This is a genomic window from Gammaproteobacteria bacterium, from assembly GCA_036381015.1.
Taxonomy (GTDB): Bacteria; Pseudomonadota; Gammaproteobacteria; order Steroidobacterales; family Rariloculaceae; genus ZC4RG20.
The window spans coordinates 1-24797 of record DASVDR010000017.1 but is presented as its reverse complement, the minus strand read 5'-3'; the positions used below and the strand labels follow the sequence as shown (position 1 = coordinate 24797).

Sequence of the window (24797 nt, the reverse complement as noted above, 5' to 3'; positions counted from 1 at the left end):
AGGGCCGCGGCGGGCGGCCGCGGCGCCTCAGGGCAACGCGGCTTCAGCGGACGTAGGTCATCGGGTCGACGGCGCGCCCGTTGTGCAGAACCTCGAAGTGGAGGTTCGGCCCGGTGGCACGGCCCGTGTCGCCGAGCCGGGCGATGACCTGGCCCCGCTTGACGGTATCGCCGACCGAGACGAGGTTCGTCGCGTTGTGCGCGTAGCGCGTGACGTAGCCGTTGCCGTGGTTGATCTCGACGAGCTGGCCGTAGCCGTAGCGCGGCCCGGACCACGTGACGACTCCGGACGCGACCGCGAGGACGTCGGCGCCTTCGCGGCCCGCGAAGTCGATGCCCTTGTGGTAAGCCCTGCGGCCGGTGAACGGGTCGGTGCGCTGCCCGAAGCTCGACGAGATGTAGCCCGACGCGACGGGCCGGCCCTCGGGCCGCACTTCATCCTGCAGCTTGCGGTTCAGCAGTAGATCCTCGAGCACGCTCAGCTGGCGACCGCGGTCGTCGAGCTGCTCGGCGAGCACGTCGAGCGACGCGACGATGCCGCCGAGATCGAGCTGCTCCGCTTCGCCGAGCACTTCCTCCGGGCCGCCGAGCGCCGGAGGCGACGTGAAGTCGAACTCGCCGTCGTCGAGGCCCGCCATCTCCGTCAGACGGGCGCCGAGCGCGTCGAGGCGCACGACGTGCGCGTTCATCTGTCCGAGGCGAAGGGCGAGCGCGTCGACGCTTTGCTGGAGCCCGCGGCGCGTCTGGTCGAGAAGCGCTTGCTGCGCTTCGAGCTCCGCACGCCACTCCTCGACGTTCGCCGCGGGATCGCTGATTCCGAAAGCGCTCGCGCTTCTGACCCCGACGTAGAAGGCGCCGCCGGCGAGCGCGAACGACAGGCCGCCGACGGCGAGCCAGAGCTTCGCGGACGTCAGCCGGAGCTGAGCGAGCCGGCCGCGGTCCTTGCTGAGGAGGATCAGATCCATCCGGCGCCGCCTCGAACGCTCGGGCGCGGGCTACGCTGGCGCCGCGAAGCGCGGGGGGCGCCGGCTGACGGTCGGCCGCCGGCCATCGAAGAGGCGTTCTTGTAATTGTTCGCTGACACTCGGCAACCCCGCTATCCTGGGAATCGTTCCTGTAGATCGGTGGCTTTGCGTCCCGCCCTTTCGGGCGGTTTGCCCTGATCGATGCCGGTAGAATGCCTCAGAAACTCGTTTCGCCTCAAGATTCTTCGAATCGAAGGGTGATGACCTTCTCAGAATGCCCCCGAGCTCCCCGAAACGCCTTGCCGACCTGCTGAGCACCGGGCGCCTCCTCGGCCTCCGGCAGGAGGCCGAGCGGCGTCGCGCGACCACCGACGCGGTCCGGGCGCGGCTCCCGGAGGACGAGGCAGCGCACGTCGTCTCGGCCACCACCAACGAGGCCGGGGAGCTGGTCGTCGTGATGGATTCCCCGGTTTGGGCCGCGAAAGTGCGCTATCGGGCGGCCGAGCTCGGGACCGAGCGGCTGCGCGTGCGGGTCGTCCCGTTGTCATAAGACGGGCGCGCAGCCCCGGGCCCCGCCGCCTCGCGGATCGGCGGGCACCGCGCGTCGAATTCGACAGAATGACGGCCGGGGGAACGACTCGCGTCCCGCAAATACCCATACCTGATGCCTGACGGGACGCTCGCGCGCAGGGACGCGCGCGCGAGCCTACACGGATGTATTTACGGCGTTCCCGGCAGGCATCAGGTATGGGTATTTGCGGGACGCCCTGCTAGTCCGGGAGGCCGGGCGCGAGCTGGTACGACACGGGAGAGCGGCGGCTGTCCTCGAAGCTCACTTCCTCGAAGCACTCCGGCCGCTCGAGCAGCGCGCGGAGCAGCAGATTGTTCAGCCGATGCCCCGACTTGTAGCCGAAGAACTCGCCGATCAAGCACGACCCGAGCAGGTACAGGTCGCCGACCGCGTCGAGCACCTTGTGCCGCACGAACTCGTCTCTGAACCGCAGACCGTCCTCGTTCAGCACGCGGTAGTCGTCCATCACGATCGCGTTGTCGAGGCTCCCGCCGAGCGTGAGGTCGCGGGCGCGCAGGGTCTCGAGATCGCGAAGGAACCCGAACGTGCGGGCGCGGCTGATCTCCTTCAGAAACGCGGTGGCGGAGAAGTCGAGGCTCACGCGCTGCCGGTGCTTGCGCAGCACGGGGTGATCGAAGTCGATCTCGAAGTTCAATCGAAAGCCGTCGAAGGGGGACAGACGCGCCCACTTGTCGTCTTCCTTCACTTCGACCGCCTTCACGATGCGGATGAAGCGCTTCGGCGCGTTCTGCTCCTCGATGCCGGCGGATTGAAGGAGGAACACGAACGGCGCCGCGCTGCCGTCCATGATCGGCACTTCCGCGGCCGTGAGATCCACGAAGGCGTTATCGATGCCGAGGCCCGCCATCGCCGAGAGCAGGTGCTCGACCGTGGCGACGCGAGCGCCGTTGTGCTCGAGCGTGGTGCCGAGCATCGTCTCCGTGACGTTCAGCGCGGTAGCCGGCACGTCGACCGGCTCCGGCAAATCGAGCCTGCGGAAAACGATCCCGGTGTTCGGCGGCGCGGGCCGCAAGCTCATGAAGACCTTGGCACCGCTATGCAGTCCGATGCCGGTCGCGCGGATCGAATCCTTGAGAGTGCGCTGTTTCAAGCTCCCGAAACTCCTTTCGGGCACGTCGCCGGCACGGGCCGCTCGAGCCGCCCGTGGATGGCGGCGGCGCACCGCGATCGTTGCCGGGAGGCGTCTCCCACAGACGCCGGCCCTCCCGCTCGCTCTGCCGGCGGAAAGCACCGGCCGGCAGAAGCGGCAGGGAACCCTAGCACAGGGCCGAAGTCTCCATCAAGGAACGTTTGCAATTCACGGAAAGTCCTTCCCGCCGGTGTCAACCGGCCTGCCCTTCGGTCCCCCGTTTCGCCCGAGCGGCCCTAGCGCAAATGGCGCGCTGTGGTCAAGCGTTGCATTGTGCGCGCAGTTCACGCCGGCCGACGTCGGTAGCGTCCCCTAGTCGCTCCTCCGTGTCGTCAGTCACCTGGCGTGGGCGCCGGCCGCTAATCCGCCTGCCGCCGGAGGAACGCCGGGATGTCGAGCAAGTCCTCGAGATCCTCGCCGCCGCCGAGCACGCCGTCGCCGACCGCGCGCTTCCGCTGCACCGCCGGCTTCTCGAGCTCCGCGAAGTTCGGCTCCCGGCGCAGGGGCGTTCGCCGGACGACGCGCATCGGCGTTTCCTCGCGCACGCTCGCCCCCTGGCCGAGACCGGTGGCCACGACGGTCACGCGGATCTCGCTCGTCATCTCGGGATCGATCACGGTGCCGATCACGACGGTCGCGTCGTCGGACGCGAACTGCTTGATCGTCTCGCCGACCGCCTGGAACTCGCCGATGCCCATGTCCATGCCGGCCGTGACGTTCACGAGAATGCCGTTCGCACCGGCGAGGTTGATGTCCTCGAGCAGCGGGCTCGAGATCGCCGCCTCCGCGGCGATTCGTGCCCGGTCCTCGCCCGTGGCGACGCCGGACCCCATCATAGCCATGCCCATCTCCGACATCACCGTGCGCACGTCCGCGAAGTCGACGTTGATCAGGCCCGGCCGGGTGATGAGCTCCGCGATGCCTTGGACCGCGCCTTGCAGCACTTCGTTCGCCGCCTTGAAGGCGTCGAGCAGGGTGGTCTGCGGACCGAGGACGGAGAGAAGCTTCTCGTTCGGGATCGTGATCAGCGAATCGACGAATCGGCCGAGCTCGGCGATGCCCTGCTCGGCGACGCGCATCCGCTTGCCGCCCTCCATCAGGAACGGCTTCGTCACGACGGCGACCGTGAGGATGCCGAGCTCCTTCGCGAGCTGCGCGACGACCGGCGCCGCGCCCGTGCCGGTGCCGCCGCCGAGGCCCGCGGTGATGAAGAGCATGTCCGCGCCTTCGATCACCTCCTGAATACGGTCGCGGTCCTCCATCGCCGCCTGTCGGCCGATCTCCGGATTCGCGCCGGCTCCGAGACCTTTCGTGATGTTGCAGCCGATCTGCAGGTTCGTCTTGACCTTCGCGCTCTTCAAAGCCTGCGCGTCCGTGTTCGCGCAGATGAAGTCGACGCCCTCGATGCCGGCCCGAACCATGTGGCCGACCGCGTTGCCTCCTCCGCCGCCGACGCCGATCACTTTGATCACCGCTGATTCGCTGTAGCCGTCCATCAACTCGAACATGCTTGCACTCCTTTTATCCGTTTTCCCCGTAGCCGAGACCGCTCAAAAGTTCCCCTGAAACCACGCCTTCATCCGACCGAACGCATGCGAGAGGCCGAACCGAGACGCCGACGACTCGGCCTTGCTGTGCACGGCATCCTTGCCGTACAGGAGCAGCCCGACTCCGGTTGCGTGAATCGGGTTGCGTACGACGTCCGAGAGACCGTCCACGTGCTGCGGCGCGCCGAGACGCACCGGCATGTGGAACACTTCCTCGGCAAGCTCCACCGCGCCTTCCATCTTTGCGCTGCCGCCGGTCAGCACGATTCCGGCCGCGATCAGCTCCTCGAACCCCGAGCGGCGCAGCTCGTCCCGCACGAGGTGGTAGAGCTCCTCGTAGCGCGGCTCGACGACCTCGGCGAGCGTTTGTCTGGCGAGCCTTCGCGGCGGCCGCTCGCCGACGCTCGGCACCTCGATCGTCTCGTCCGGATTCGCGAGCTGCGACAGCGCGCACGCGTACTTGATCTTGATCTCCTCCGCGTACTGCGTCGGCGTGCGCAGCGACACCGCGATGTCGTTCGTGACCTGATCGCCGGCGATCGGGATCACGGCCGTGTGCTGGATCGCCCCGCCGAAGAAGACCGCGATGTCCGTCGTGCCGCCGCCCATGTCGACGAGGCATACGCCGAGCTCGCGCTCGTCCTCCGTGAGGCATGCGTAGCTCGACGCCAGCTGCTCGAGCACGACGTCGTCGACGCCGAGCCCGCAGCGCTGCACGCACTTCACGATGTTCTGCGCCGCGCTGACGGCGCCCGTCACGAGATGCACCTTCGCTTCGAGGCGCACGCCCGACATTCCGACCGGCTCGCGAATGCCTTCCTGCGCGTCGATGATGAATTCCTGCGGCAGCACGTGAAGCACGCGCTGGTCGGCCGGGATCGCGACCGCGCGCGCGGCGTCGATCACGCGCTCGACGTCGCTCGGCGTCACTTCCTTGTCGCGGATCGCGACGATGCCGTGGGAGTTTAGGCTCCTCACGTGGCTGCCGGCGATTCCGGTGTAGACGCTGTTGATCTCGCAGCCGGCCATCAGCTCGGCTTCCTCGACTGCGCGCTGAATGGACTGCACCGTCGACTCGATGTTGACGACGACGCCGCGCTTCAGGCCGCGCGACGGGCAGGAGCCGATTCCGATGACCTCGAGGCGATCCTCCGGCGAGAGCTCGCCGACGATCGCGACGACCTTCGACGTCCCGACGTCGAGGCCGACGAGCAACTTGCGATCGTCGCGCTTAGCCATGTGCCGCGTTCTCCCCGCCCGCCGCGACGGCCGTGTCCTCGGCCTCCGCGTCTCGCCACCCGACGGCGAACCCGTTCGTGTAGCGCATGTCGATGTAGCCGATGCGGTGCAGCTCGTTTGCGAGCGCGGGCGCGGCCACCTCGAAGAACCGGTCGATGCGCTCGCCCACGTCGCGCCGGCCGAAGCGGATCTCCTGCCCGGTGGCGAGCACGAGACTCCACGCGCCGCGCTCGTCGACGCTGAGCGTGCCGAGGGCGAGGTGCGCGGCGATCAGGCGGTCGCGGATCGCCAAATAGACACGCGCCACGTCGCGCTCGCTCCCTTCGGGCCCTGAAAGCCTCGGCAGCTCCGGAAAGCCGTGCTCGGGCCGCTCGGCGAACAGCTCGCCGCGGACGTTGAGCACGCCGGTGTCGCCCCAGCGCGCCGCGGCCTTCTGCTCCTTCACGCGCACGACGAGCGCGTCCGGCCACGAGCGTCGGAGCTCGATCGAATCCACCCACGGCAGGGCCTCGACGCGGCGCCGCAGCGACGCGAGGTCGAGCGACCAGAAACCTTCGTCGAGCGCCGGCGCGAGCGCGGCCTCGATCTGCAGCGGCGACACGCGCTGAAACGTGCTCTGGATCACGAGGCGGCCGACGGGCCGGTCGACGACGTCGTCGAGCACGGCCGGCAACGCGGCGGCCGTGCTGCCTGCCAGCACCGGCCAGAGAAAGATTCTCCAACCGATGCGAATGCGCGATAGGCGCGGCATGCGCGGCAACGCGGGCACGCGCAGCTTGCGCGGGTTCTTCCTGCGGCGGTTCGGCCGGCTTCGCATCAACGCCCCTCCCGTCGGCGTTCCCCGATCACTCTTGCCTCGAGCTCGAGCACGACTCCCGTGCGCTCCTCTACACGCCGCCGCACCGTCTCGATCAATTGCTCGATGTCGTCCGCGGCGGCGCCTCCCGTGTTGACGATGAAGTTCGCGTGCTTCTCGGAGACGCGCGCGCCTCCGATCGCGAGCCCCTTGAGGCCCGCCTGCTCGATCAGCGCGCCCGCATGCGCGCCTTCCGGATTGCGGAACACCGACCCGCAGCTCGGCACGCCGAGCGGCTGCGTCGCACCGCGCTTCTCGAGCATCGTCTTGATCACGCTCATGTCGAGCGTCTCGTCGCGCTCGAACCGAAACGTCGCGGCGAGAAACCAGAACGGAAGGCCGGCCGCCGAAAAGGTGTCAGACACCTTTTCAGAAAACGTGTCAGACACGGGCGGCGCGAGGCGGACGGTGCGGTAGCCGATCGAGAAGGCGGCGCGCGGGAGCGTGCGGCGGTCGCCGCGGCGGTCGATGATCTCGACGGCCTCGACGTTGTTCCAGGTCTCGCCGCCGAACGCGCCGGCGTTCATCGCGAGCGCGCCGCCGACGGTCCCCGGAATCCCGGCGAAGAACGCCGCGGGCCCGAGCTTCCACTGCACGGATTGGCGTGCGAGCCGCGCGCAAGGCAGGCCGGCGCCGGCGATCACGCGCTCGTCGCCGACGCGAACGAGGCGCTTCGCGAGCCGCCGCGTCGAGATCACCGCGCCGCGAATGCCGCCGTCGCGCACCAGCAGATTCGAGCCGAGCCCGACGAAGCAGACCGGCAGATCCGCGGGCAACGCGCGCAGGAAGCGCTCGAGCACGGCCTCGTCCGCGGGCTCGAAGAAGAGATCCGCGGGCCCGCCGACGCGCCACGACGTGTGCTTACGCATCGGCTCGTCGCGCCGCACGTCGAACGTCTCGAGCTCGCTCACGGCCGCCCTCACTTTCCCGCTCCGACGGGCGGCTCGGCCGCGAGCGCGGCGGGCAGCGTCGGCGCGAGAGCGCCGATGCTGCCGGCGCCGAGCGTGAGCACGACGTCGCCCGCCTCGACGACGTTCGCGAGCACGGCCGGGATCTCGTCGAGCTCCTCGACGTGGATCGGCTCGACCTTGCCGCGCGCGCGCACGGCGCGCGCGAGCGCCTTGCTGTCAGCCCCGACGATCGGCGCCTCGCCGGCGGGGTACACGTTCGTGAGCACGAGCACGTCGGCGCTTTCGAGGACGCGCGCGAAGTCGTCGAGGAGCGCATGCGTGCGCGTGTAGCGATGCGGCTGAAACACGACCACGAGCCGCCGCCCCGCCCATGCGTCGCGAGCCGCGGCGAGCGTCGCCGCGATCTCGGTCGGGTGGTGGCCGTAGTCGTCGACGAAAGTGACCGCCCCGCCGCGAGCATTCACCGTGCCGAGCACCTGCAGGCGCCGGTCGATCCCGGAGAACGCGCCGAGCGCACGGCGCACCGCGTCCGGATCGATCTCGAGCTCGAGCGCCACGGTGACGGCCGCGAGCGCGTTCAGCACGTTGTGCAGCCCGGGAAGGTTCAGCTCGAGCTCGAGGGGCGCGGCACCGCCGGCCGGCAGCGCCTTGAAGCGCGTGCGCGGGCCGAGCCGCTCGATGTCGACCGCGCGGGTGTCGGCGCGCTCGCCGAGCCCGTAGCTGATCACCCGCCGGCCGAGATCGGGGATCAGCGAGCGCGTGTTCTCGTCGTCGCTGCAGAGCACCGCGAGCCCGTAGAACGGCAGGTTGTGCAGGAAGTCGCGGAAGCCCTGCTTGAGCCGCTCCATGTCGTAGTCGTACGCGCCGAGGTGGTCCGCATCGATGTTCGTGACGACCGCGATCATCGGATTCAAGTGCAGGAACGACGCGTCGCTCTCGTCCGCCTCGGCCACGAGGTACTGCCCCTCGCCGAGCCGCGCGTTCGCATCCGCGCTCAACAACCGGCCGCCGATCACGAACGTCGGGTCGAGGCCGCCTTCGGCGAGCACGCTCGCGATGAGGCTCGTCGTCGTGGTCTTGCCGTGCGTGCCGGCCACCGCGATGCCGTAACGGAAACGCATCAGCTCGCCGAGCATCTGCGCCCGGCGCACGACCGGAATGCGGCGGCGCTGCGCAGCGACGACCTCCGGGTTGTCCGCGGGCACGGCGCTCGACACGACCACCGCATCGGCCTGCTCGACGTGCTCGTCACTGTGGCCTTGCCAGATGCGGGCGCCGAGCGACTCGAGGCGCGCGGTGAGCGGGCTCGGCTTGAGGTCCGAGCCCTGCACGCGATAGCCGAGGCTCAGCAGGACCTCGGCGATCCCGGCCATGCCGGCGCCGCCGATGCCGACGAAATGCACGCAGCGGATGCGGCCCATCCGGTTCGTCATGCGGCCGCCTCCGCGTATTCGAGGCATGCCGCCGCGAGCCGCTCCGCGGCGTCGACCCGCGCGAGCCCGCGCGCGGCGCGCGCCATCGACGCGAGGCGCCCGGGGTCCGCGAGCAGCGCCTCGAGCTCGGCCGCGAGACGGGCGGGATCGAGGTCGCGCTCGGCGACGACGACCGCCGCGCCCGCGGCCGTGAACCGCTCGGCGTTGCGGCTCTGGTGGTCGTCGATCGCATGCGGATACGGCACGAGCACCGCGCCGAGCCCGGCCGCGGCGAGCTCGCTGAGCGTGAGCGCGCCGGCGCGCGCGACGACGAGGTCGGCCCACGCGTATGCGGCGGCCATGTCGTCGATGAACGCCGTGACGTCGGCATCCACGCCGGCGTCGCGATACGCCGCGCGCGTCTCCTCGTGTCGCGCCCCGGCCTGGTGGCGCACGTCCGGACGCGCCTCCGCCGGCAGCCTCGCGAGCGCCGCCGGCAGCGTGCGGTTCAGCACGGCCGCGCCCTGGCTGCCGCCGAGGACGAGCACGCGCGCGCGGCGCGCGTCACTCGCGATTCGCTCGGCGGCCGGCGGGAGCGCCGCGATCGAGCGGCGGATCGGATTGCCGATGCACTCCGCGTCGACGCCGCTCGGGAAGCTGCCGGGGAACGCCTCGAAGACGCGCGCCGCGAAGCGCGCAAGCCAGCGGTTCGTCGTGCCCGCGATCGAGTTCTGCTCGTGGATCAGGAGCGGCTTGCGCGCGAGCCATGCGGCGACGCCGCCCGGACCCGAGACGAATCCGCCCATGCCGAGCACGGCGGAAGGCTTGCGGCGGCGCAGCGCGGCGAGCGCCTGCGCGACCGCGAAGGCCGCCCGGAACGGCGTCGCGGCCCATGCGCCGATTCCCTTCCCCCGCAGCCCCGAGATCGAAATCCATTCGATCTCGATGCCGTGCTGCGGCACAACGCGCGCTTCGAGGCCGCGCCGCGTGCCGAGCCAAACGACGCCCCGGCCCCGCTCGCGAAGCTCGTCCGCGACGGCGAGCCCCGGAAAGACGTGCCCGCCGGTGCCGCCCGCCATGATCATCACCGGGCCGCCGCTCACGCCGCGCTCCTCTTCTTCGCGCGCCGCTCGGCCGCGCCGAGCTCGTGGCGGATGCGGAACAGCAGCCCGAGCGCCGCGAGCGTGACCACCGTGCTCGAGCGCCCGTAGCTCAGCAGCGGCAACGTGAGTCCCTTCGTCGGCAGCAACCCCGTGTTCACGCCGATGTTGATGAAGGCCTCGAGGCCGAGCGTGAGGCCGATGCCGATCGCGACGAGACCGTGGAACGGCAGCTGCGCGTCGAGCGCGCGCCGCCCGATCGTGACCGCGCGGTGCACGACCAGCGTGAACAGCGCGATCACCGTCGTCGAGCCGACGAGACCCAGCTCCTCGGCGAGCACCGCGAAGACGAAGTCCGTGTGGGCCTCCGGCAAATAGAAAAGCTTCTGCACGCTTTCCCCGAGGCCGACGCCGATCCAGTCGCCGCGGCCGATCGCGATCAGCGACTGCGTGAGCTGAAAGCCGCTCGCGAACGGATCGGCCCACGGATCGAGGAACGCCGTGAGGCGCTGCATCCGGTACTCGGCCGAGTACGCGAGCACGGCAAGCGTCCCGGCGGCGAAGGCGACCGCGAGCGTCACGTCCCGAAGCCGCGCGCCGGCCGCGAACAGCACGCCGAGCGCTGCGCAGACCAGCACGACGGCGGCGCCGAAGTCCGGCTCCTTGAGAAGCAGCACGGCCGCGATCCCGATCACCGCGAGCGGCTTCGCGAACCCGAGGAAGCTGCTCGTGAGCTCGCGATGCCGCCGCACCGCGTAGCTCGCGATATAAACGAGGAGGCACAGCCGCGCGGGCTCCGACGGCTGAAGGGTGAACGGGCCGACCGAGAGCCAGCGCGACGCGCCGTTCACGGTCTGACCGACGTTCGGCACGAGCACGACGGCGAGCAGCGCGATGCCGCCGAGCAGCGACAGCCAGCTCAACCGGTACCAGGTCTCGACCGGCACGAGCACGGCGACGGCGAGGCACGCGAAGCCGATCGCGAGCGCGCCGGCGTGCCGCAGCAAGTAGTAGTACGGCTCGCTCGTCGCCCTGTCGGCGATCGAGATCGACGCCGAGCCGACCATGATCGTGCCGAGCACGACGAGCCCGATCACGCCGCCGACGAGCGCGGGATCGATCTCCATCCGCTCGTTCGCCGGCGCGTTCATTGCGGCAGCTCCCGGACCGCCGCGGCGAAGACCTCGCCGCGATGCTTGTAGTCGCGAAACATGTCCTGGCTCGCGCAGGCCGGCGAGAGCAGGACCGTGTCGCCCGGCGACGCGAGACCGGCGGCGGCGTGCACGGCCGCCGGCAGATCGGCGGCGCGCCGCGTCGGGCAGACGCCCGCGAGGGCCGCCTCGATATCCCGCGCCGCGGCGCCGATCAGCACCGCGGCCTTGACCTTGCCTTGGGCCGCGCGCGCGAGCGGCGCGAAGTCGGCGCTCTTGCCGAGGCCGCCGGCGATCAGCACGAGCGGACCGGGGAGACCGCCTAGCGCGGCGACGGTGGCGCCGACGTTCGTGCCCTTCGAATCATCGATGTACTCGACGCCGCCGCGCACGGCCACCGGCCGGCAGCGGTGCGGCAGCCCTTCGAAATGCGTCAGCGCCTCGATCGCCGCGTCGAGCACGTCCGCCGGCGCACCGACGGAGTCGAGGAAGGTCGCCGTGAGCGCGAGCGCGGCGAGGGCATTGGCCTCGTTGTGCAAGCCGCGAAGCGAGAGCTCGCCGACCGGTACGAGCGGCTTGCCGTCGCGCCCGAGATGGCGGACGCCGTTCGTCTCGACGATCGAGTAGCCCCGATCGAGCGCCGCCGCGGTCGAGAACGGCACCGGCCGCGTGCAACGTTCGCCGACGCTGCGCACGAGCGGGTCGTCGCGGTTGAACACCGCGTGATCGGCCGCGGCCAGGAGCTTCGCCTTCAGCGCCGCGTACCGGTCGAGGTCGCCGTGCCGGTCCAGGTGGTCCGCGGAGACGTTCAGCACCGCGGCGGCGAGCGGGCGGAGCGAGTCGGTCGTCTCCATCTGGAAGCTCGAGATCTCGAGCACGTACGCGTCCGGCGGCTCCGTGCCGACCTCGGACGGACCGTCCAGCAGATCGAGCGCCGGCGGACCGAGATTGCCGCCGGCGAGCGCGGCGAAGCCCGCGGCCTCCAGCATCCGCGCGGTCAACGTCGTGACCGTGCTCTTGCCGTTCGAGCCGGTCACGGCGATCACCGGCGCGCGCGCGGCACGGGCGAAGAGCTCGATGTCGCCGACGAGCTCGATGCCGCGCCGGCGTGCCTCCGCGGCGAGCGGCATCGCGGCATCGAGACCCGGCGACCAGACGACGCGCGACGCGGACGCGAGCCACTTCGGATCGAGCGTCTCGAGCTCGATCCGAATCTCCGGCCGCTCCGCACGCAGCGCGTCGAGGCACGGCGGGTGCGCGCGGCTGTCGATCACGAGCACGTGCTCGCCGAGCCGCGCGAGATAGCGGGCGGCGGAAAGCCCCGTGCTCCCGAGGCCGACGATCAGCGTCCGCTTCCTCGCGGCCCCGGTCGTCGACGACTGCCGCGCGCGCTCGCTCTGCATCATCGCGGCCCCCATCACCGTATCTTCAGGCTCGCGAGGCCGACCAGCACGAGGATCACCGTGATGATCCAGAAGCGCACGATGACCTTCGGCTCCGCCCAGCCCTTGAGCTCGAAATGGTGGTGCAGCGGCGCCATGCGAAAAATGCGCCGGCCCGTCATCTTGTAGGAGGCGACCTGGATGATCACCGAGACGGTCTCGACGACGAAGACACCGCCCATGATGAACAGCACCAGCTCCTGCCTCACGACCACGGCCACCAGCCCGAGCGCCGCGCCCAACGCGAGTGCGCCGACGTCGCCCATGAACACTTGGGCCGGGTACGTGTTGAACCACAAGAAGCCCAGGCCGGCGCCTGCGAGCGCCGCACAGAAAACCAGCATCTCCCCCGCGCCGGCGACGTACGGAATGCCGAGATAGGAAGCGAACACGACGTTGCCGGCGGCCCAGCCGATCACGCCGAGCGCGCCCCCGACGAGCACGGCCGGCATGATCGCGAGACCGTCGAGACCGTCGGTGAGATTCACCGCGTTCGAGCTGCCGACGATCACGAAGTAAGTGAAGAGGATGTAAGCGACGGACCCGAGCGGAATCGTCAGGTTCTTGAAGTACGGGATAAGCAGCGAATGCTCGACCGCCGGGTTTTCCGCCGTCACGTAGAGCGCGATCGCCCCCGCGAGCGCGGCCAGCGACTGCCAGAAATACTTGCTGCGCGCCTTGAGCCCCTCGGCGTTGCCGAGCACGAGCTTCTTGTAGTCGTCGACGAAGCCGACGATGCCGAAAGCGAGCATCACGACGAGCACGATCCAGACGAAGCGGTTGTGGAGATCCGCCCAGAGCAGCGTGCTCACGCCGATCGCAACCAAGATCAGCGCGCCGCCCATCGTCGGCGTTCCGGCTTTCGGCAGGTGCGAGATCGGCCCCTCGTCGCGAATGTTCTGCCCGATCCGCTGCTTCGAGAGGCGCTGGATCAGATACGGGCCCACCGCGAGCGACAGCACGAGCGCGGTAAGCGCGCTCGCGATCGCGCGCATCGTGAGGTAGCTGAAGACGTTGAAGCCCGAGTGATAGCGGGTCAGGAAGTCGGTGATCTGGATCAGCACGGTGCGCCCTCCGTGCCGACCGGCGCGGCGAGCGCGGCGACGACGCGCTCGAGGCCCATCGCCCGCGATCCCTTCACGAGCACCGTCACACCTTCGGCCAACGCCGGCACGATCTCGGCGATCGCCGACTCGACGTCGTCGAACGCCGCGGCGCGCTCGCCGAATGCCGCGGCCGCATGCCTCGACAGCGTCCCGATCGTGATCAGCCGGTCGCAGCGCCCTTGTGCATACGCGCCGACGTCGCGGTGCAGGGCCGCGGCGTCCGGGCCGAGCTCGAGCATGTCGCCGAGGACGAAAATTCGCCCGTCCGCGACCGTCGCGAGGTAGTCGAGCGCGGCGCGCGCCGACGACGGGTTCGCGTTGTAGCTGTCGTCGACGACGCGCGATCCGCCCCGTCCCGGCAGCGCCGTCATCCGGCCGCGGACCGGCACCGCGCGGGCGAGACCCGCGGCGATCTCCGCCGGCCCGGCACCCGCGGCATGCGCGGCGGCCGCGGCGGCGAGCGCATTCGCGACGTTCTGAAGGCCGAGAAGCGGCAGCTCGACTTCGACGTTGCCGCCCGGCGTCGTCATCGCGAAGCGGGCGCCGGACGCGCCGAACTCGGGCTCGCCGGCGGGCATGAAGTCGGCGCGGCTCCGCACACCGAACGTGAGCACGTGTCCGGCACGGGAGCGGGCTCGCCACTCGCCGACGAAGGCGTCGTCGGCGTTCAGCACCGCGGCGCCGTCCGGCGGCAGGTGGTCGAGCAGCTCGCCTTTCGCGGCCGCGACGCCCGCAAGCGACCCGAACCCCTCGAGGTGCGCGGCGCCGGCATTCGTGATCACGCCGACCCGGGGCGCCGCGATCCGCGCGAGCGCATCGATCTCGCCGGCGTGGTTCGCGCCGAGCTCGACGACGGCCGCTTCGTGCTCGGGCGCGAGGCGCATCAACGTGAGCGGCAAGCCGATGTCGTTGTTCAGGTTGCCCTGCGTCACGCACACCCGTCGCGACACGCCGAGGATCGCGGCGATCAGCTCCTTGACCGTGGTCTTGCCGCTGCTGCCGGTGACGGCCACGACAGGTATCGAGAAGCCCGCGCGCCATGCGCGGGCCATTTGCCCGAGCGCCGCCCGCGTGTCGGCGACCTCGATCTGCGGCAGCGCCGCGGGCGAGCGCGCGGAGACCAGCGCGCCCGCCGCGCCCTTCGCCGCGGCGTCGGCGACGAACGCGTTCCCGTCGTAGCGCTCGCCGCGAAGCGCGACGAAGAGCGCGCCGCGGCGAAGCGTGCGCGTGTCGGTGCCGACGTCGCCGAACGGCGCATCGGCGCCGACGAGGCGGCCGTGCACGGCCTCCGCGACGGCGGCAAGCGTGCGCGCCATCAAGAGCGTTCTCCGAGCGCGTCGAGCGCGGCGGCGCGATCGCTGAACGGCCGCTGCGCGGTGCCGATCCACTGCGACGTCTCGTGACCCTTGCCGGCGATCAGCACGACGTCGCCGGGCTTCGCCGCCGCGATCGCGCGTGCGATCGCCCGGCCGCGGTCGTGCTCGATCGCGACGCTCGGATGCGCGCCGACGCCTTCGAGGACGTCGCGGACGATCTGCTCGGGGTCCTCGCTCCTCGGGTTGTCGTCGGTCAGCACGAGATGCTCGGCGCCGGCCGCGGCCGCGCGGCCCATTGCGGCGCGCTTGCCGCGGTCGCGGTCGCCGCCGCAGCCGAACACGCACCACACCTCGCCGGACGTCGGCGCGCGCACCGCATCGAGCGCGCGCTCCAAGCCGTCCGGCGTGTGGGCGTAGTCGACGACGACGCAGGGCGCCCCCGCCGTCCCGCCGGCGTCGCCCGCCGCGACGACCTCGAGCCGGCCGGGCGGCGGCGCGGCGCGCCCGAGCGCGTCGCACGCGGCACCGAGCGGCACGTCCCACGAGACGAGCACGCCGAGCGCGACGAGGAGGTTCTCGGCGTTGAAGCCGCCGATCAGCGGCGAGACGAGCCGCGCCTCGCCGTAGCGGCCGAACACGTCGAGCTCGAGACCGGCGAGCCCCCGTGCGGTCACGGCCGCCGCGAGATCGGCCTCGGCGGCCGAGGCGCTCGCGAGCGCGTCGTCGGCCGAGCGACCGTTCGCGCCGCGCCGCGCGCCGGCGGCCGCGACGCGTATCGTGCGCACGGCCGGGGGCAGGGTCGCGCCGACATGAGCGGCGAACGGATCGTTGACGTTCAGCACCGCGCAACGCAGCCCCTCGCGTGCGAAGAGCCGCGCCTTCGCGCGGCCGTAGTGCTCGAAATCGCCGTGCTCGTCGAGATGATCGCGCGTCAGGTTCGTGATCGCCGCGGTCGCGAACACGAGGCCCGCGACGCGATCCTGGGCGAGCGCGTGCGACGAGACCTCCACGGCAGAATGGCCGGCCGCGAGCGCGATCAGCTCCCGATGGAGCGTGAAGCAGTCCGGTGTCGTGAGGGCATGCGGCGTGAGCCGGGGCGGCACGCCGTAGCCGAGCGTGCCGATGTAGCCGCACGGCCTCCCGAGCTCGGCCATCGCCTGTGCGATCAGATACGCGACGGTCGTCTTGCCGTTCGTGCCGGTGATGCCGGCGAGGTCGACGTCGCCGAGCGCGGCGCCGTAGAGCCTGCGCGCAAGATCGCCGAGACGGCCTTTGAGCCTGGGCACGGCGACGGCGCGGCCCGCGACGCCGCTCGGCATCTCGCCGGCGCCGTCCGGATCGTAGAGGACGACCGCGGCGCCGCGCGCGAGCGCCTCGGCCGCGAAATCGAGACCGTGGCTGCGCCCGCCGCGGACGGCGACGAACGCCGCGCCGGGCCGCGCCTCGCGGCTGTCGATCACGAGATCGTCGATCCGCACGGAAGCGAGTGCCCCGGCCTCGGGCCCGAGCAAGGCAGCGAGCGGCGTGCCGGGGAGGATCGGCGCGGTCATCATCGCGGCACCTCGGTGTGGGCCGCGAGCGACACGGCCGGGCCGGCGCCCGCCGCCGGAGAGGGCGGCACGGGCGGCACGTGCGTCAGGGCCGGGTCCCGGAGCGGCGGCACCGGGATCGTGAGCGGGGGCTCCGCGAGCGCGTCCGGCGGCACGGCGAGGAGCCGCAGCGCGCCGGCGACGACGCGAGAGAAGACCGGCGCCGCGACGTCGCCGCCGTAGTACTCCCCGCCTCTCGGCTCGTCGATCACGACGACGGCGACGATCCGCGGATCGCTCGCCGGCGCCATGCCGGCGAAGACCGACGTGTAGCGATCCTTCGAATACCCTCCGGGGCTCGATTTCCACGCCGTGCCGGTCTTGCCGGCCACGCGGTAGTTCGGGATCGCGGCCTGCTGGCCGGTCCCGACGGGGCTCACGACCGCCTCCATCATCTCGATCATCGATGCGGCGGTGCTCGCCGAGATGGCCCGCTCGCCTTCGGGCGGCTCGTCGAGCTTCAGGAACGAGACCGGACGCAGCACGCCGCCGCCGGCGATCGCCGCGTACGCCCGCGCGAGCTGCAGCGCCGTGACCGAAAGCCCGTAGCCGTAGGACATCGTCGCCTGCTCGATCAGCCCCCAGTGCCGCGGATCGTGCAGGACGCCGGCGGATTCGCCCGGGAAGCCGCTGTCGGTCAGCCGGCCGATGCCGAACCCGGAGAACACGCTCCACAGATATTCGGCATCCATCTCGAGCGCGACGTGCCCGGTCCCGACGTTGCTCGACTTCGCGAGCACCGTCGTCAGCGTGATCGGACCGAGGTTCGAATGGTCCTCGGTCAGAATGCGCGAGCCGACTTTGAGATATCCGGGCGACGTGTCGATGATCGAGTCGGGACCGTAGAGCCCCGCCTCGATCGCGGCGGCGAGCGCGAACGGCTTGAAGCTCGAGCCCGGCTCGAAGATGTCCGTGACCGCGCGGTTGCGATACCGGGAGACCTCGAACTGCGAGCGGTCGTTCGGGTTGTACGCGGGCTGGTTCACCATCGCGAGCACTTCGCCGGTGGCCGGATCGAGGACCACGAGCGAGCCCGAGCGGGCGCGGCTCTCGGTCACGGCCGCCTTCAGCTCCCGATAGGCGAGATACTGGATGCGCAGGTCGAGGCTCGTCGTCAACGTGCGCCCCGGCCGCGGCTCCTCGATCAGCTCGATGTCGCGGATGATGCGGCCGAGCCGATCCTGCACGACGCGCTTGCTGCCGCTCTCGCCCGCGAGCCAGTAGTCGAACGCGAGCTCGAGCCCTTCCTGACCCGCGTCGTCGATGTCCGTGAAGCCGATGACGTGGCCGATGACCTCGCCGGCCGGATAGTAGCGGCGGTATTCGCGCAGCGTGTGAACGCCGGGAATGCCGAGGCTCAGCACCTCGGCGGCGCGCGCGGGCGGCAAGTGCCGCTCGAGATAGACGAACTCGCGATTCAGATTGCTCGTGATGCGCCGGGCGAGCGACGCTTCGTCCATGCCGAGCGCGCGAGCGAGCTCGCCAAGCCGGTCGAGCGCGGGCTTCATCTCCTTCGGATTCGCGTAGATGCTGTCGACGGGCGTGCTGACCGCGAGCGTCTCGCCGTTGCGATCGACGATCGGTCCGCGGTGCGCGGCGATCTGCACCGTGCGGAGGTGGCGGTTCTCGCCCTGCTCGGCGAGGAAATCGCGGCGCGCGAGCTGAAGGTACAGCACGCGCCCTTCGAGCGCGCCGGCCGCGGCCACGAGGCCGGCGAGCAGCAGCGCCGCGCGCCAGCGCGCGGGCCGAACCGGCGCCTGTCTCTGGCGCGCGCTCATCGCGGCGGCTCCGTGACGATCACGACCTGCTCCGCCGCGGGCTCGGCGAGATTCAGGCGCTCGCGGGCGAGCGTTTCGATTCGCGCGTGCGTCGCCCACGTGCTCTGCTCGAGCTGCAGACGGCCCCAGTCGACCTGCAGGCGGTCTTGCTCGCGGTTCAGCTCCTCGAGCTCGATGAAAAGCTGGCGCGCGTCGTGCTCGGCGCGCACGAGCATCACGCCCGACGCGACGACGGCCGCGGCGAGCGATAACGCGACCGCAAGCTCCCCCTTCTGCGACCGGATCATGCCGCGGCTCCCGGCGCGAGCTTCTCGGCCACGCGGAGACGTGCGCTCCGCGCCCGGGGGTTGCGCGCGATCTCCGCGGCCGTGGGCCGAACGAGCCGGCCGCAGAGCCGCAGCGTCGGGCGCGCCGCCGGCGGCACGTTCGGCAGCCCGGCATACCGGGGATCGCCTCGCGCGGCGCGCGCGAAGTGCCGCTTCACGATGCGGTCCTCGAGCGAATGGAAGCTGATGACGACGAGCCGCCCGCCGGGCGAGAGCATCCGCTCCGCCTCGGTCAGCCCTTTCTCGAGCGCCGGAAGCTCGCTGTTCACGGCGAGGCGGATCGCCTGGAACGTCCGCGTCGCCGGATGGATTCCGCGCTTGCCGCGGCCGGCCGCGCGGGACACGATCTCGGCGAGCTCCGTCGTCCGAGTCAACGGCGCCTTCGCGCGTGCGCGGACGATCGCCGCAGCCACGGCCCGAGCCCGCGGCTCCTCACCGTACTCGCGCAGCACGCGCTCGAGCTCGGAAGGCGCCACGCGCGCGAGCCACTCCGCCGCGGACGCGCCCCGGGTCGGATCCATCCGCATGTCGAGCGGACCTTCGCGCGAGAAGCTGAAGCCGCGCGCGGCATCCTCGAGCTGCGGAGACGACACGCCGAGGTCGAACAGCACGCCGCGCAGCGGAGCGCCCTCGAGCCACGGCGCGACCACCGCCTCGAAGTGCTCGAAGCCCGCGTGCACGATGGAGAAGCGGGCGTCGGCGCCGAAACGACGGCGTCCGGCCGCTACTGCTTCAGGGTCCTTGTCCAATGCGAGCAAACGCCCCTGTCCGCCAAGTCGCTCGAGAATCTCAGCGCTGTGTCCTCCGCGCCCGTAGGTCGCGTCCACGTATCGGCCCTCGGCCGCCACCGCGAGGCCGTCGAGCGCTTCCTTCACCAGCACGGGCTGATGTTCGGGCTGGCCGCTCAATCGTCAGGGCGCTCTAGAGAGACAGCGTTTCAAGCTCTTGAGGTAAATCCTTCGCGTTCCCGTCGTCGGCGGCGAGCCACTCGTCTCGGCGAGTGTTCCACCGCTCTTCGTCCCACAGCTCGAACTTGTTGCCCTGGCCGATCAGCATCGCCTGCCGATCGAGCCCCGCGAACTCGCGCAACTCCCGCGGCACCAGAATTCGGCCGTGCCCGTCCATATCCAGTTCCGTGGCATAGCCGACCATCAGCCGTTGGAGACGCCGGACCTGCGGGTTCAGCGAGGGCAGCCGAACGAGCTTGCGTTCGATTTCCTCCCAGTCCGGGAGGGGGTAGATCAGCAGGCAGTAGTCCCGATCGACCGTCGCGACGAGATGGCCCTCCGCCCGGCTCGCAATCCGCTCACGGTATCGGCTCGGGATGGCCAGCCGGCCCTTGGCATCCAAGGAAACTTTCGAGGCACCGCGAAACATTGCCGGACGGGTCGCCCCATTCCTGCCCACTTTCTACCACTTGTCGACACTATGAGACACACCTATCCCACTGTCAACCGGACCCATCTCACAATTCCGTTGCCCCGACAGTCGGTTAGCCGCGACGATCCGGCCTCGACGGACAGCGGTTTTCCACAGGCTCGGCGCGGTCCAGGGCGCGGCGGCGTCACCAAACAGCGACTACATTCAAAGATGGCGTGTCGCCAAACAGCGACTGGATTAAAAGGTTGCGCGCGGCGACGCATGCGCGCGGCGGCGGGTGCGGACGGCTTCGAAGGGACCCGCATCGGGACGGAAGAGAGGGGGAGTCGGCCTGTAAGCCGGGTTCTGTCGAGAGCAGCCATTCATCTTGGATGCGCGTCACCGCGCACCTCCAGCGACCTACCCGGGAGCTCGTGTGGGCACACTCGGCACTCCCCTATTCGGTCTTGCTCCGGGTGGGGTTTACCCTGCCGCAGACGTTACCGCCTGCGCGGTGCGCTCTTACCGCACCTTTTCACCCTTACCGGGCTTTCGCCCGGCGGTATCTTTTCTGTGGCACTTTCCGTGGGCTCGCGCCCCCCAGGTGTTACCTGGCACCCTGCCCAATGGAGCCCGGACTTTCCTCCGGGAACTCGTCCCGGCGACTGCTCGGCCGACTCCCCGCTGCCAGCTTAACGACTCCGCGCGAGCCGGCAAGTTCCTCCGCGCGAGCCCGGCAAATTCCTTTGCAGAGGCCGGCAAGCTCCGCGATAGCAGCCGGCAAGCTCCGCCGCGTGCCGGCAGCGCCGGCCGCACGTCAGTCCGGCGAGCCGCCGGCGAGCCGGTATACGGCGTTGCGCGGGACGCCGGTCAGCTCGGCAGCGAGCGCCGCAGCCTTCCCGGGCGGCAGCTCGCGGCGCAGGATCGCGAACACGCGGCCCGCCTCCGCCTCGTCGGCGGCCGGAGCGTCGCCGGCGCCGGCCACGACGAGCACGAACTCGCCGAGCAGCGGGACCTCGCGGCCGAGCGCGCGCCGGAGCGCCTCGAGGGGACCGCGAAAGACCTGCTCGTGGAGCTTCGTCAGCTCGCGCGCGAGCGCCGCCGGGCGCGCCGGCCCGAACGCCGCCTCGAGCGCGGCGACCGTCGCCGGGAGCCGGTGCACGGCTTCGAAGAAGACCATCGTGCGCGGTTCGGCCGCGAGCGCCCGCAGACGGGTCTCGCGCGCGGCCGGGCGCCGCGGCAGGAAGCCCTCGAAGACGAATCGGTCCGTCGGCAGGCCTGCGACGGCGAGGGCCGCCGTGATCGCGCTCGGCCCCGGAACGACCTGCACGTCGCGGCCGGCATCGAGCGCCCGCGCGACGAGCCGCCAGCCGGGATCGCTGAGCAGCGGCATCCCCGCGTCGCTCACCAGCGCCACGGACTGGCCTGCGGCGAGCCGATCCAGAATCGCGTCGGCGCGCCGCTCCTCGTTGTGCTCGTGGTACGCGATTAGTGGCTTGTCGAGGCCAATACTCGATAGCAATCCCCGAGTGCGGCGGGTATCCTCGGCGGCGACGGCTGCCACGCGGCCGAGGACTTCACGGGCCCGCGGAGTCAGGTCCTGAAGGTTGCCGATCGGGGTGCCGACCACGAAGAGGGTGCCGGCGCCGGGCGGTGCTCCGGTCGCTCGGTCCGCCGTCTCTTTGCCGCTCGGTTTTCCGGATACACGGTCCATGGAGTGAGACCCAGTGTACAGGCGCGCCGATGAACAGACTTGATCTCGCCCTCGCCGCGTGCGCCGCGGCCGCCGTCCTCGGGCTCGCCGCATGCACGCCCTCGCAAACGGTGCGGCCCGACGCCGTCTCGGGGCTCGCGGCGCGCGCGGCCGACGCCCGCGAGGCCGGCGACCTTCGCACCGCCGCGCAGCTCTATCGGCAGCTCGCGGACCGCTCGAGAGGCACCGCACGCGCCGGCTACCTGATCGAAGGCGCGCGGCTGTCCACCGCGGTCGGCGACACGGCCGCCGCGGCAGCATGGCTCGCCGAGGCGGAGGGCGACGCCGACGAGGCCCAGGCGAAGCAGATTCTCGTCCTCCTCGCCGGGGTCGACGAGCGGGAAGGGCGCGCCGAGAGCGCGCTCGCCCGGCTCGGGCAGCTCTCGGAGCCGGTCCCGATTCCGCTGCTGGCCGAGGCGCAGGGCATCCGCGGCCGCGCGCTGTTCGACGTCGGCCGTGCGGTGGACGCCGTGCGCACGCTCGTCGAGCGCGAGACGTGGCTCGAGAACGGCGAAGCGATCCTCGAGAACCAGCGCATGATCTGGGAAGGGCTCGGCGCGGCGGGCGAGGTTCCGACCGAGCCCACGGGCGACGAGGTCGTCGACGGATGGCTCGCGCTCGCGCCGATCGCCGCTTCGGGCGTCACCGGTCCCGAGCTGCGCAGCGAGCTGCTCGAGTGGCGGCGGGGGCATGCCGGCCATCCGGCCGCGGCGCTGCTCGCCGAGCTTTCGGGCGGCCTGCGGGGCGGCGTCGTCGCCTATCCGAGCCAGATCGCGGTGCTGCTGCCGATCACGTCGCCGCAGCGCAACGCCGCGATCGCGATACGCGACGGCTTTCTCGCCGCGCACTTCGCGGCGCGCCGCGCGGACGCGGCCGGCGGCGATCCCGTGATCCGCGTGTACGACACCGGCAGGATCAGCGCGCCGGAAGCGTATCGCCGCGCACAGCTCGAAGGCGCGGAGTTCATCGTCGGCCCGCTGCTGCGTCCGGAGGTCGACAGCATCGTCGCACAAGCGGGGCTCGTGCCCACGCTTGCGCTGAACTTCGTGCAGGCGGATACCTCCCTTCTGAACGGCTTCTATCAGTTCGCGCTTTGGCCCGAGGACGAGGCGCAGGCCGTCGCGAGAAGGGCGTTTGCCGCCGGCGCCCGCACCGCCGTCGCGCTCGTGCCGACGACCACGTGGGGCCTGCGCCTGCTGGACAGCTTCAGAACCGAGTTCGAGTCGCTCGGCGGGCGCTTCCTCGGCTACGAGAGCTACAGCACCGAGGCGCAGGACTTTTCCTCGCCGATCGAGGCGCTGCTCCATCTCGACGACAGCGAGCAGCGGCGCCGGCAGCTCGCCGCCGACCTCGGCCTGTCGCTCGCATTCGAGCCGAGGCGTCGCCAGGACGTCGACATGATCTTCCTCGCAGCGCCGGCGCGAAGCGTCGGCCGTCTGCTCGCGCCGGCGCTCGAGTATCACTTCGCCGGGGACATTCCGACGTACGCGACCTCCGACATCTACGAGCCCGCCGACGTCGCCCGCGACGAGGATCTGAACGACATCTATTTTCCGGACGCGCCCTGGTTGCTGCGGCCGGACGCGGAAGCCGCCGAGCTGCGGCGGCGCCTTCAGAGCTACTGGCCCAGTCGCGCGGCATCGAGCAACCTGCGCTTCTATGCGATGGGCGTCGACGCGTACGAGCTGGTCGGCTACCTGTACGGCGGGTCCAGCGACTGGCCCGTGGACGGGCTCTCCGGCCGGCTCGAGCTCGACGCCATCGGCCGAGTGCACCGCCTGCTGCCGTTCGCGCAGTTCCGCAACGGCCGGCCGGTCGCGCTCGAGGCCCTGCCCGCGCCCGGGCTCGCGTCGCCGGAGGATGCCGGAGAGATCGTCGGCGCCCGCTGAGCCGGCACCGCGCCCCGATGCCCGCGCAAAGCGGCCGCAGCAGCAGGCGGGGGCGCGCCCCGTCGAGACGCCGCCGGGCGCTTTGCGGATGAGCCGCGACCGCGTCGCCGCCGGGCTGCATTGGGAGGAAGCGGCGAGCCGCTATCTCGAGCAACGCGGAATCCGCACGCTGCTGAAGCGCTACCGCTGCCGTCTCGGCGAGCTCGATCTCGTCTGCACCGACGGCACGATGCTGATCGTCGTCGAGGTCCGCGCCCGCCGCAGCACGGGGTACGTCACGGCCCTCGCGAGCGTGGACCAGCGCAAGCGCCGGCGGATCGTGAACGCCACGCGGCACCTTTTGATGCGCCGTCCTCGCTGGGCGGAGCGGCCGCTCCGCTTCGACGTCGTCGCCATCGAGGCCATCGAATCCCCGGAGCCGCGATTCGAATGGATCCGCAGCGCGTTCGACGCCGGCTGATCGCGCCGACGGCAATGTGTTGAACGGTCCGCGGGTTGCAGGCACAGTGGCGGGGTTTCGGCACCGTTCTCGGTCATGGACGAACGCGTACTCGATCACTTCCGCGAAAGCATCGCGGTCAAGCAGTCTTCGGCGGAGCTTGCGCCCCTGATCACCGCCGCGGCTCGTCTGATGACGCAGGCCTTACTGTCCGACGGCAAGATCCTCACGTGCGGCAACGGCGGCTCCGCGGCCGACGCGCAGCACCTCTCGGCCGAGCTGCTGAATCGCTTCGAGCTCGAGCGGCCCGGGCTTCCGGCGGTGGCGCTGACGACGGACAGCTCGACGTTGACGTCGATCTCGAACGACTACGAGTTCGCGGATATCTTCGCCAAGCAGGTGCGCGCGCTGGGGCAGGCGGAGGACGTGCTCGTCGGCATCTCGACCTCCGGCAACTCGGAGAACGTCCTGCGCGCGATTCGCGCGGCGCACGAGCGCGGCATGAAAGTCGTGGCGCTGACCGGGCGCGACGGCGGCGAGATCGCGCAGGCGCTGCGCGCGGACGACGTCGAGCTTCGCGTGCCGGCGCAGCGGACGTGCCGCATCCAGGAAGTGCACATTCTCATCGTTCATTGCTTGTGTGATTTGATCGACGCGGAGCTCTTGGGCGGGTAGGCGCGTCGGCGCAGTTGTGAGGTCGCTGCGGCGTTCCGGGCACGCGCCGGCATCGCGCCTTCCGGGACCGCCGTAAATACATCCCGGTAGGCTCGCTCGCGCGCAACCGCCACCCCAGCGCTCACTGCGTTCGCGCCGAGGACCCCGGCCATGCGCGCGAGCGTCCCGGAAGGCACGATACCGGCACGTGCCCGGAACGCGTAACGATCCTCCGCCGACCCGGC

Annotated in this window: 22 protein-coding genes, 1 other RNA gene and 1 riboswitch; of the genes, 4 read left to right on the top strand and 19 right to left on the bottom strand. The window is 71.0% G+C overall.

Features of this window, described 5'->3' with window-relative positions; genetic code table 11:
• Positions 1-43: 43 nt before the first annotated feature.
• Positions 44-964, bottom strand: coding sequence for a M23 family metallopeptidase (locus VF329_06930; GenBank protein HEX7080730.1), 921 nt, complete (start codon positions 962-964; stop codon positions 44-46).
• Between the two features lie 118 nt (positions 965-1082).
• A riboswitch (cyclic di-GMP riboswitch) is annotated at positions 1083-1168 on the bottom strand.
• 70 nt (positions 1169-1238) lie between these two features.
• Between VF329_06930 and VF329_06925 the strand changes: the two genes are divergently transcribed.
• Positions 1239-1514, top strand: coding sequence for a DciA family protein (locus VF329_06925; GenBank protein HEX7080729.1), 276 nt, complete (start codon positions 1239-1241; stop codon positions 1512-1514).
• 220 nt (positions 1515-1734) lie between these two features.
• Here the strand turns inward: VF329_06925 and lpxC are convergent, their stop codons facing one another.
• From lpxC to rsmI, 18 genes are all read right to left on the bottom strand, one after another.
• A complete protein-coding gene (gene lpxC, locus VF329_06920; protein HEX7080728.1) occupies positions 1735-2646 on the bottom strand; it encodes a UDP-3-O-acyl-N-acetylglucosamine deacetylase in 912 nt (303 codons plus the stop codon).
• A gap of 398 nt (positions 2647-3044) precedes the next feature.
• Positions 3045-4193, bottom strand: a complete 1149-nt coding sequence (gene ftsZ, locus VF329_06915; protein HEX7080727.1) for a cell division protein FtsZ — start codon at positions 4191-4193, stop codon at positions 3045-3047.
• 42 nt (positions 4194-4235) lie between these two features.
• Positions 4236-5471: a cell division protein FtsA gene (gene ftsA / locus VF329_06910; protein ID HEX7080726.1), complete on the bottom strand. Its 1236-nt coding sequence runs from the start codon at positions 5469-5471 to the stop codon at positions 4236-4238.
• Complete coding sequence (locus tag VF329_06905; GenBank protein HEX7080725.1) at positions 5464-6288, bottom strand: cell division protein FtsQ/DivIB; 825 nt, start codon at positions 6286-6288, stop codon at positions 5464-5466. Before VF329_06905 ends, ftsA begins: the two co-directional genes overlap by 8 nt.
• Positions 6288-7238, bottom strand: a complete 951-nt coding sequence (murB, locus tag VF329_06900) for a UDP-N-acetylmuramate dehydrogenase (protein ID HEX7080724.1) — start codon at positions 7236-7238, stop codon at positions 6288-6290. The genes VF329_06905 and murB overlap by 1 nt, the downstream gene beginning before the upstream one ends.
• Before the next feature lie 8 nt (positions 7239-7246).
• Entirely contained in the window at positions 7247-8671 is a 1425-nt protein-coding gene (gene murC, locus VF329_06895; protein ID HEX7080723.1) for a UDP-N-acetylmuramate--L-alanine ligase, read from the bottom strand.
• The gene (murG, locus tag VF329_06890; protein ID HEX7080722.1) at positions 8668-9735 is read right to left on the bottom strand and encodes an undecaprenyldiphospho-muramoylpentapeptide beta-N-acetylglucosaminyltransferase; all 1068 of its coding nucleotides are present in this window, start codon (positions 9733-9735) and stop codon (positions 8668-8670) included. Before murG ends, murC begins: the two co-directional genes overlap by 4 nt.
• Positions 9736-9749: 14 nt before the next feature.
• Positions 9750-10901, bottom strand: a complete 1152-nt coding sequence (ftsW, locus tag VF329_06885; protein HEX7080721.1) for a putative lipid II flippase FtsW — start codon at positions 10899-10901, stop codon at positions 9750-9752.
• Complete coding sequence (gene murD, locus VF329_06880; GenBank protein HEX7080720.1) at positions 10898-12319, bottom strand: UDP-N-acetylmuramoyl-L-alanine--D-glutamate ligase; 1422 nt, start codon at positions 12317-12319, stop codon at positions 10898-10900. Before murD ends, ftsW begins: the two co-directional genes overlap by 4 nt.
• Positions 12319-13407 (bottom strand): phospho-N-acetylmuramoyl-pentapeptide-transferase, encoded by a 1089-nt coding sequence (mraY, locus tag VF329_06875; GenBank protein ID HEX7080719.1) that lies wholly within the window; start codon positions 13405-13407, stop codon positions 12319-12321. The genes murD and mraY overlap by 1 nt, the downstream gene beginning before the upstream one ends.
• Positions 13401-14765, bottom strand: a complete 1365-nt coding sequence (gene murF, locus VF329_06870) for a UDP-N-acetylmuramoyl-tripeptide--D-alanyl-D-alanine ligase (protein HEX7080718.1) — start codon at positions 14763-14765, stop codon at positions 13401-13403. Before murF ends, mraY begins: the two co-directional genes overlap by 7 nt.
• On the bottom strand, positions 14765-16318 hold the full coding sequence (locus VF329_06865) for a UDP-N-acetylmuramoyl-L-alanyl-D-glutamate--2,6-diaminopimelate ligase (GenBank protein HEX7080717.1): 1554 nt from the start codon (positions 16316-16318) through the stop codon (positions 14765-14767). Before VF329_06865 ends, murF begins: the two co-directional genes overlap by 1 nt.
• On the bottom strand, positions 16315-18132 hold the full coding sequence (locus VF329_06860) for a penicillin-binding protein 2 (protein HEX7080716.1): 1818 nt from the start codon (positions 18130-18132) through the stop codon (positions 16315-16317). Before VF329_06860 ends, VF329_06865 begins: the two co-directional genes overlap by 4 nt.
• A complete protein-coding gene (gene ftsL, locus VF329_06855; protein HEX7080715.1) occupies positions 18129-18419 on the bottom strand; it encodes a cell division protein FtsL in 291 nt (96 codons plus the stop codon). Before ftsL ends, VF329_06860 begins: the two co-directional genes overlap by 4 nt.
• Positions 18416-19366: a 16S rRNA (cytosine(1402)-N(4))-methyltransferase RsmH gene (gene rsmH, locus VF329_06850; GenBank protein ID HEX7080714.1), complete on the bottom strand. Its 951-nt coding sequence runs from the start codon at positions 19364-19366 to the stop codon at positions 18416-18418. Before rsmH ends, ftsL begins: the two co-directional genes overlap by 4 nt.
• 13 nt (positions 19367-19379) lie before the next feature.
• Positions 19380-19835 (bottom strand): division/cell wall cluster transcriptional repressor MraZ, encoded by a 456-nt coding sequence (gene mraZ, locus VF329_06845; protein ID HEX7080713.1) that lies wholly within the window; start codon positions 19833-19835, stop codon positions 19380-19382.
• 321 nt (positions 19836-20156) lie between these two features.
• An RNA gene (gene rnpB, locus VF329_06840) (RNase P RNA component class A) lies at positions 20157-20498 on the bottom strand.
• A 136-nt stretch (positions 20499-20634) separates the two neighbouring features.
• A complete protein-coding gene (rsmI, locus tag VF329_06835) occupies positions 20635-21447 on the bottom strand; it encodes a 16S rRNA (cytidine(1402)-2'-O)-methyltransferase (protein ID HEX7080712.1) in 813 nt (270 codons plus the stop codon).
• A 113-nt stretch (positions 21448-21560) separates the two neighbouring features.
• Between rsmI and VF329_06830 the strand changes: the two genes are divergently transcribed.
• The 3 genes from VF329_06830 (at position 21561) to VF329_06820 (ending at position 24573) form a co-directional block, all read left to right on the top strand.
• Positions 21561-23459 (top strand): penicillin-binding protein activator, encoded by a 1899-nt coding sequence (locus tag VF329_06830; GenBank protein ID HEX7080711.1) that lies wholly within the window; start codon positions 21561-21563, stop codon positions 23457-23459.
• Positions 23460-23547: 88 nt separating this feature from the next.
• Positions 23548-23919, top strand: a complete 372-nt coding sequence (locus VF329_06825) for a YraN family protein (protein HEX7080710.1) — start codon at positions 23548-23550, stop codon at positions 23917-23919.
• 75 nt (positions 23920-23994) lie between these two features.
• Complete coding sequence (locus VF329_06820; protein HEX7080709.1) at positions 23995-24573, top strand: phosphoheptose isomerase; 579 nt, start codon at positions 23995-23997, stop codon at positions 24571-24573.
• The last annotated feature ends 224 nt before the right edge of the window (positions 24574-24797 follow it).

Coding starts and splice junctions, on each gene's coding strand:
- VF329_06930 (HEX7080730.1), bottom strand. CDS start 964: ATGGATCTGATCCTCCTCAGCAAGGACCGCGGCCGGCTCGCTCAGCTC.
- VF329_06925 (HEX7080729.1), top strand. CDS start 1,239: ATGCCCCCGAGCTCCCCGAAACGCCTTGCCGACCTGCTGAGCACCGGG.
- ftsZ (HEX7080727.1), bottom strand. CDS start 4,193: ATGTTCGAGTTGATGGACGGCTACAGCGAATCAGCGGTGATCAAAGTG.
- ftsA (HEX7080726.1), bottom strand. CDS start 5,471: ATGGCTAAGCGCGACGATCGCAAGTTGCTCGTCGGCCTCGACGTCGGG.
- VF329_06905 (HEX7080725.1), bottom strand. CDS start 6,288: ATGCGAAGCCGGCCGAACCGCCGCAGGAAGAACCCGCGCAAGCTGCGC.
- murC (HEX7080723.1), bottom strand. CDS start 8,671: ATGACGAACCGGATGGGCCGCATCCGCTGCGTGCATTTCGTCGGCATC.
- murG (HEX7080722.1), bottom strand. CDS start 9,735: ATGATCATGGCGGGCGGCACCGGCGGGCACGTCTTTCCGGGGCTCGCC.
- ftsW (HEX7080721.1), bottom strand. CDS start 10,901: ATGAACGCGCCGGCGAACGAGCGGATGGAGATCGATCCCGCGCTCGTC.
- murD (HEX7080720.1), bottom strand. CDS start 12,319: ATGGGGGCCGCGATGATGCAGAGCGAGCGCGCGCGGCAGTCGTCGACG.
- murF (HEX7080718.1), bottom strand. CDS start 14,765: ATGGCGCGCACGCTTGCCGCCGTCGCGGAGGCCGTGCACGGCCGCCTC.
- VF329_06865 (HEX7080717.1), bottom strand. CDS start 16,318: ATGATGACCGCGCCGATCCTCCCCGGCACGCCGCTCGCTGCCTTGCTC.
- VF329_06860 (HEX7080716.1), bottom strand. CDS start 18,132: ATGAGCGCGCGCCAGAGACAGGCGCCGGTTCGGCCCGCGCGCTGGCGC.
- ftsL (HEX7080715.1), bottom strand. CDS start 18,419: ATGATCCGGTCGCAGAAGGGGGAGCTTGCGGTCGCGTTATCGCTCGCC.
- mraZ (HEX7080713.1), bottom strand. CDS start 19,835: ATGTTTCGCGGTGCCTCGAAAGTTTCCTTGGATGCCAAGGGCCGGCTG.
- VF329_06830 (HEX7080711.1), top strand. CDS start 21,561: ATGAACAGACTTGATCTCGCCCTCGCCGCGTGCGCCGCGGCCGCCGTC.
- VF329_06825 (HEX7080710.1), top strand. CDS start 23,548: ATGAGCCGCGACCGCGTCGCCGCCGGGCTGCATTGGGAGGAAGCGGCG.
- VF329_06820 (HEX7080709.1), top strand. CDS start 23,995: ATGGACGAACGCGTACTCGATCACTTCCGCGAAAGCATCGCGGTCAAG.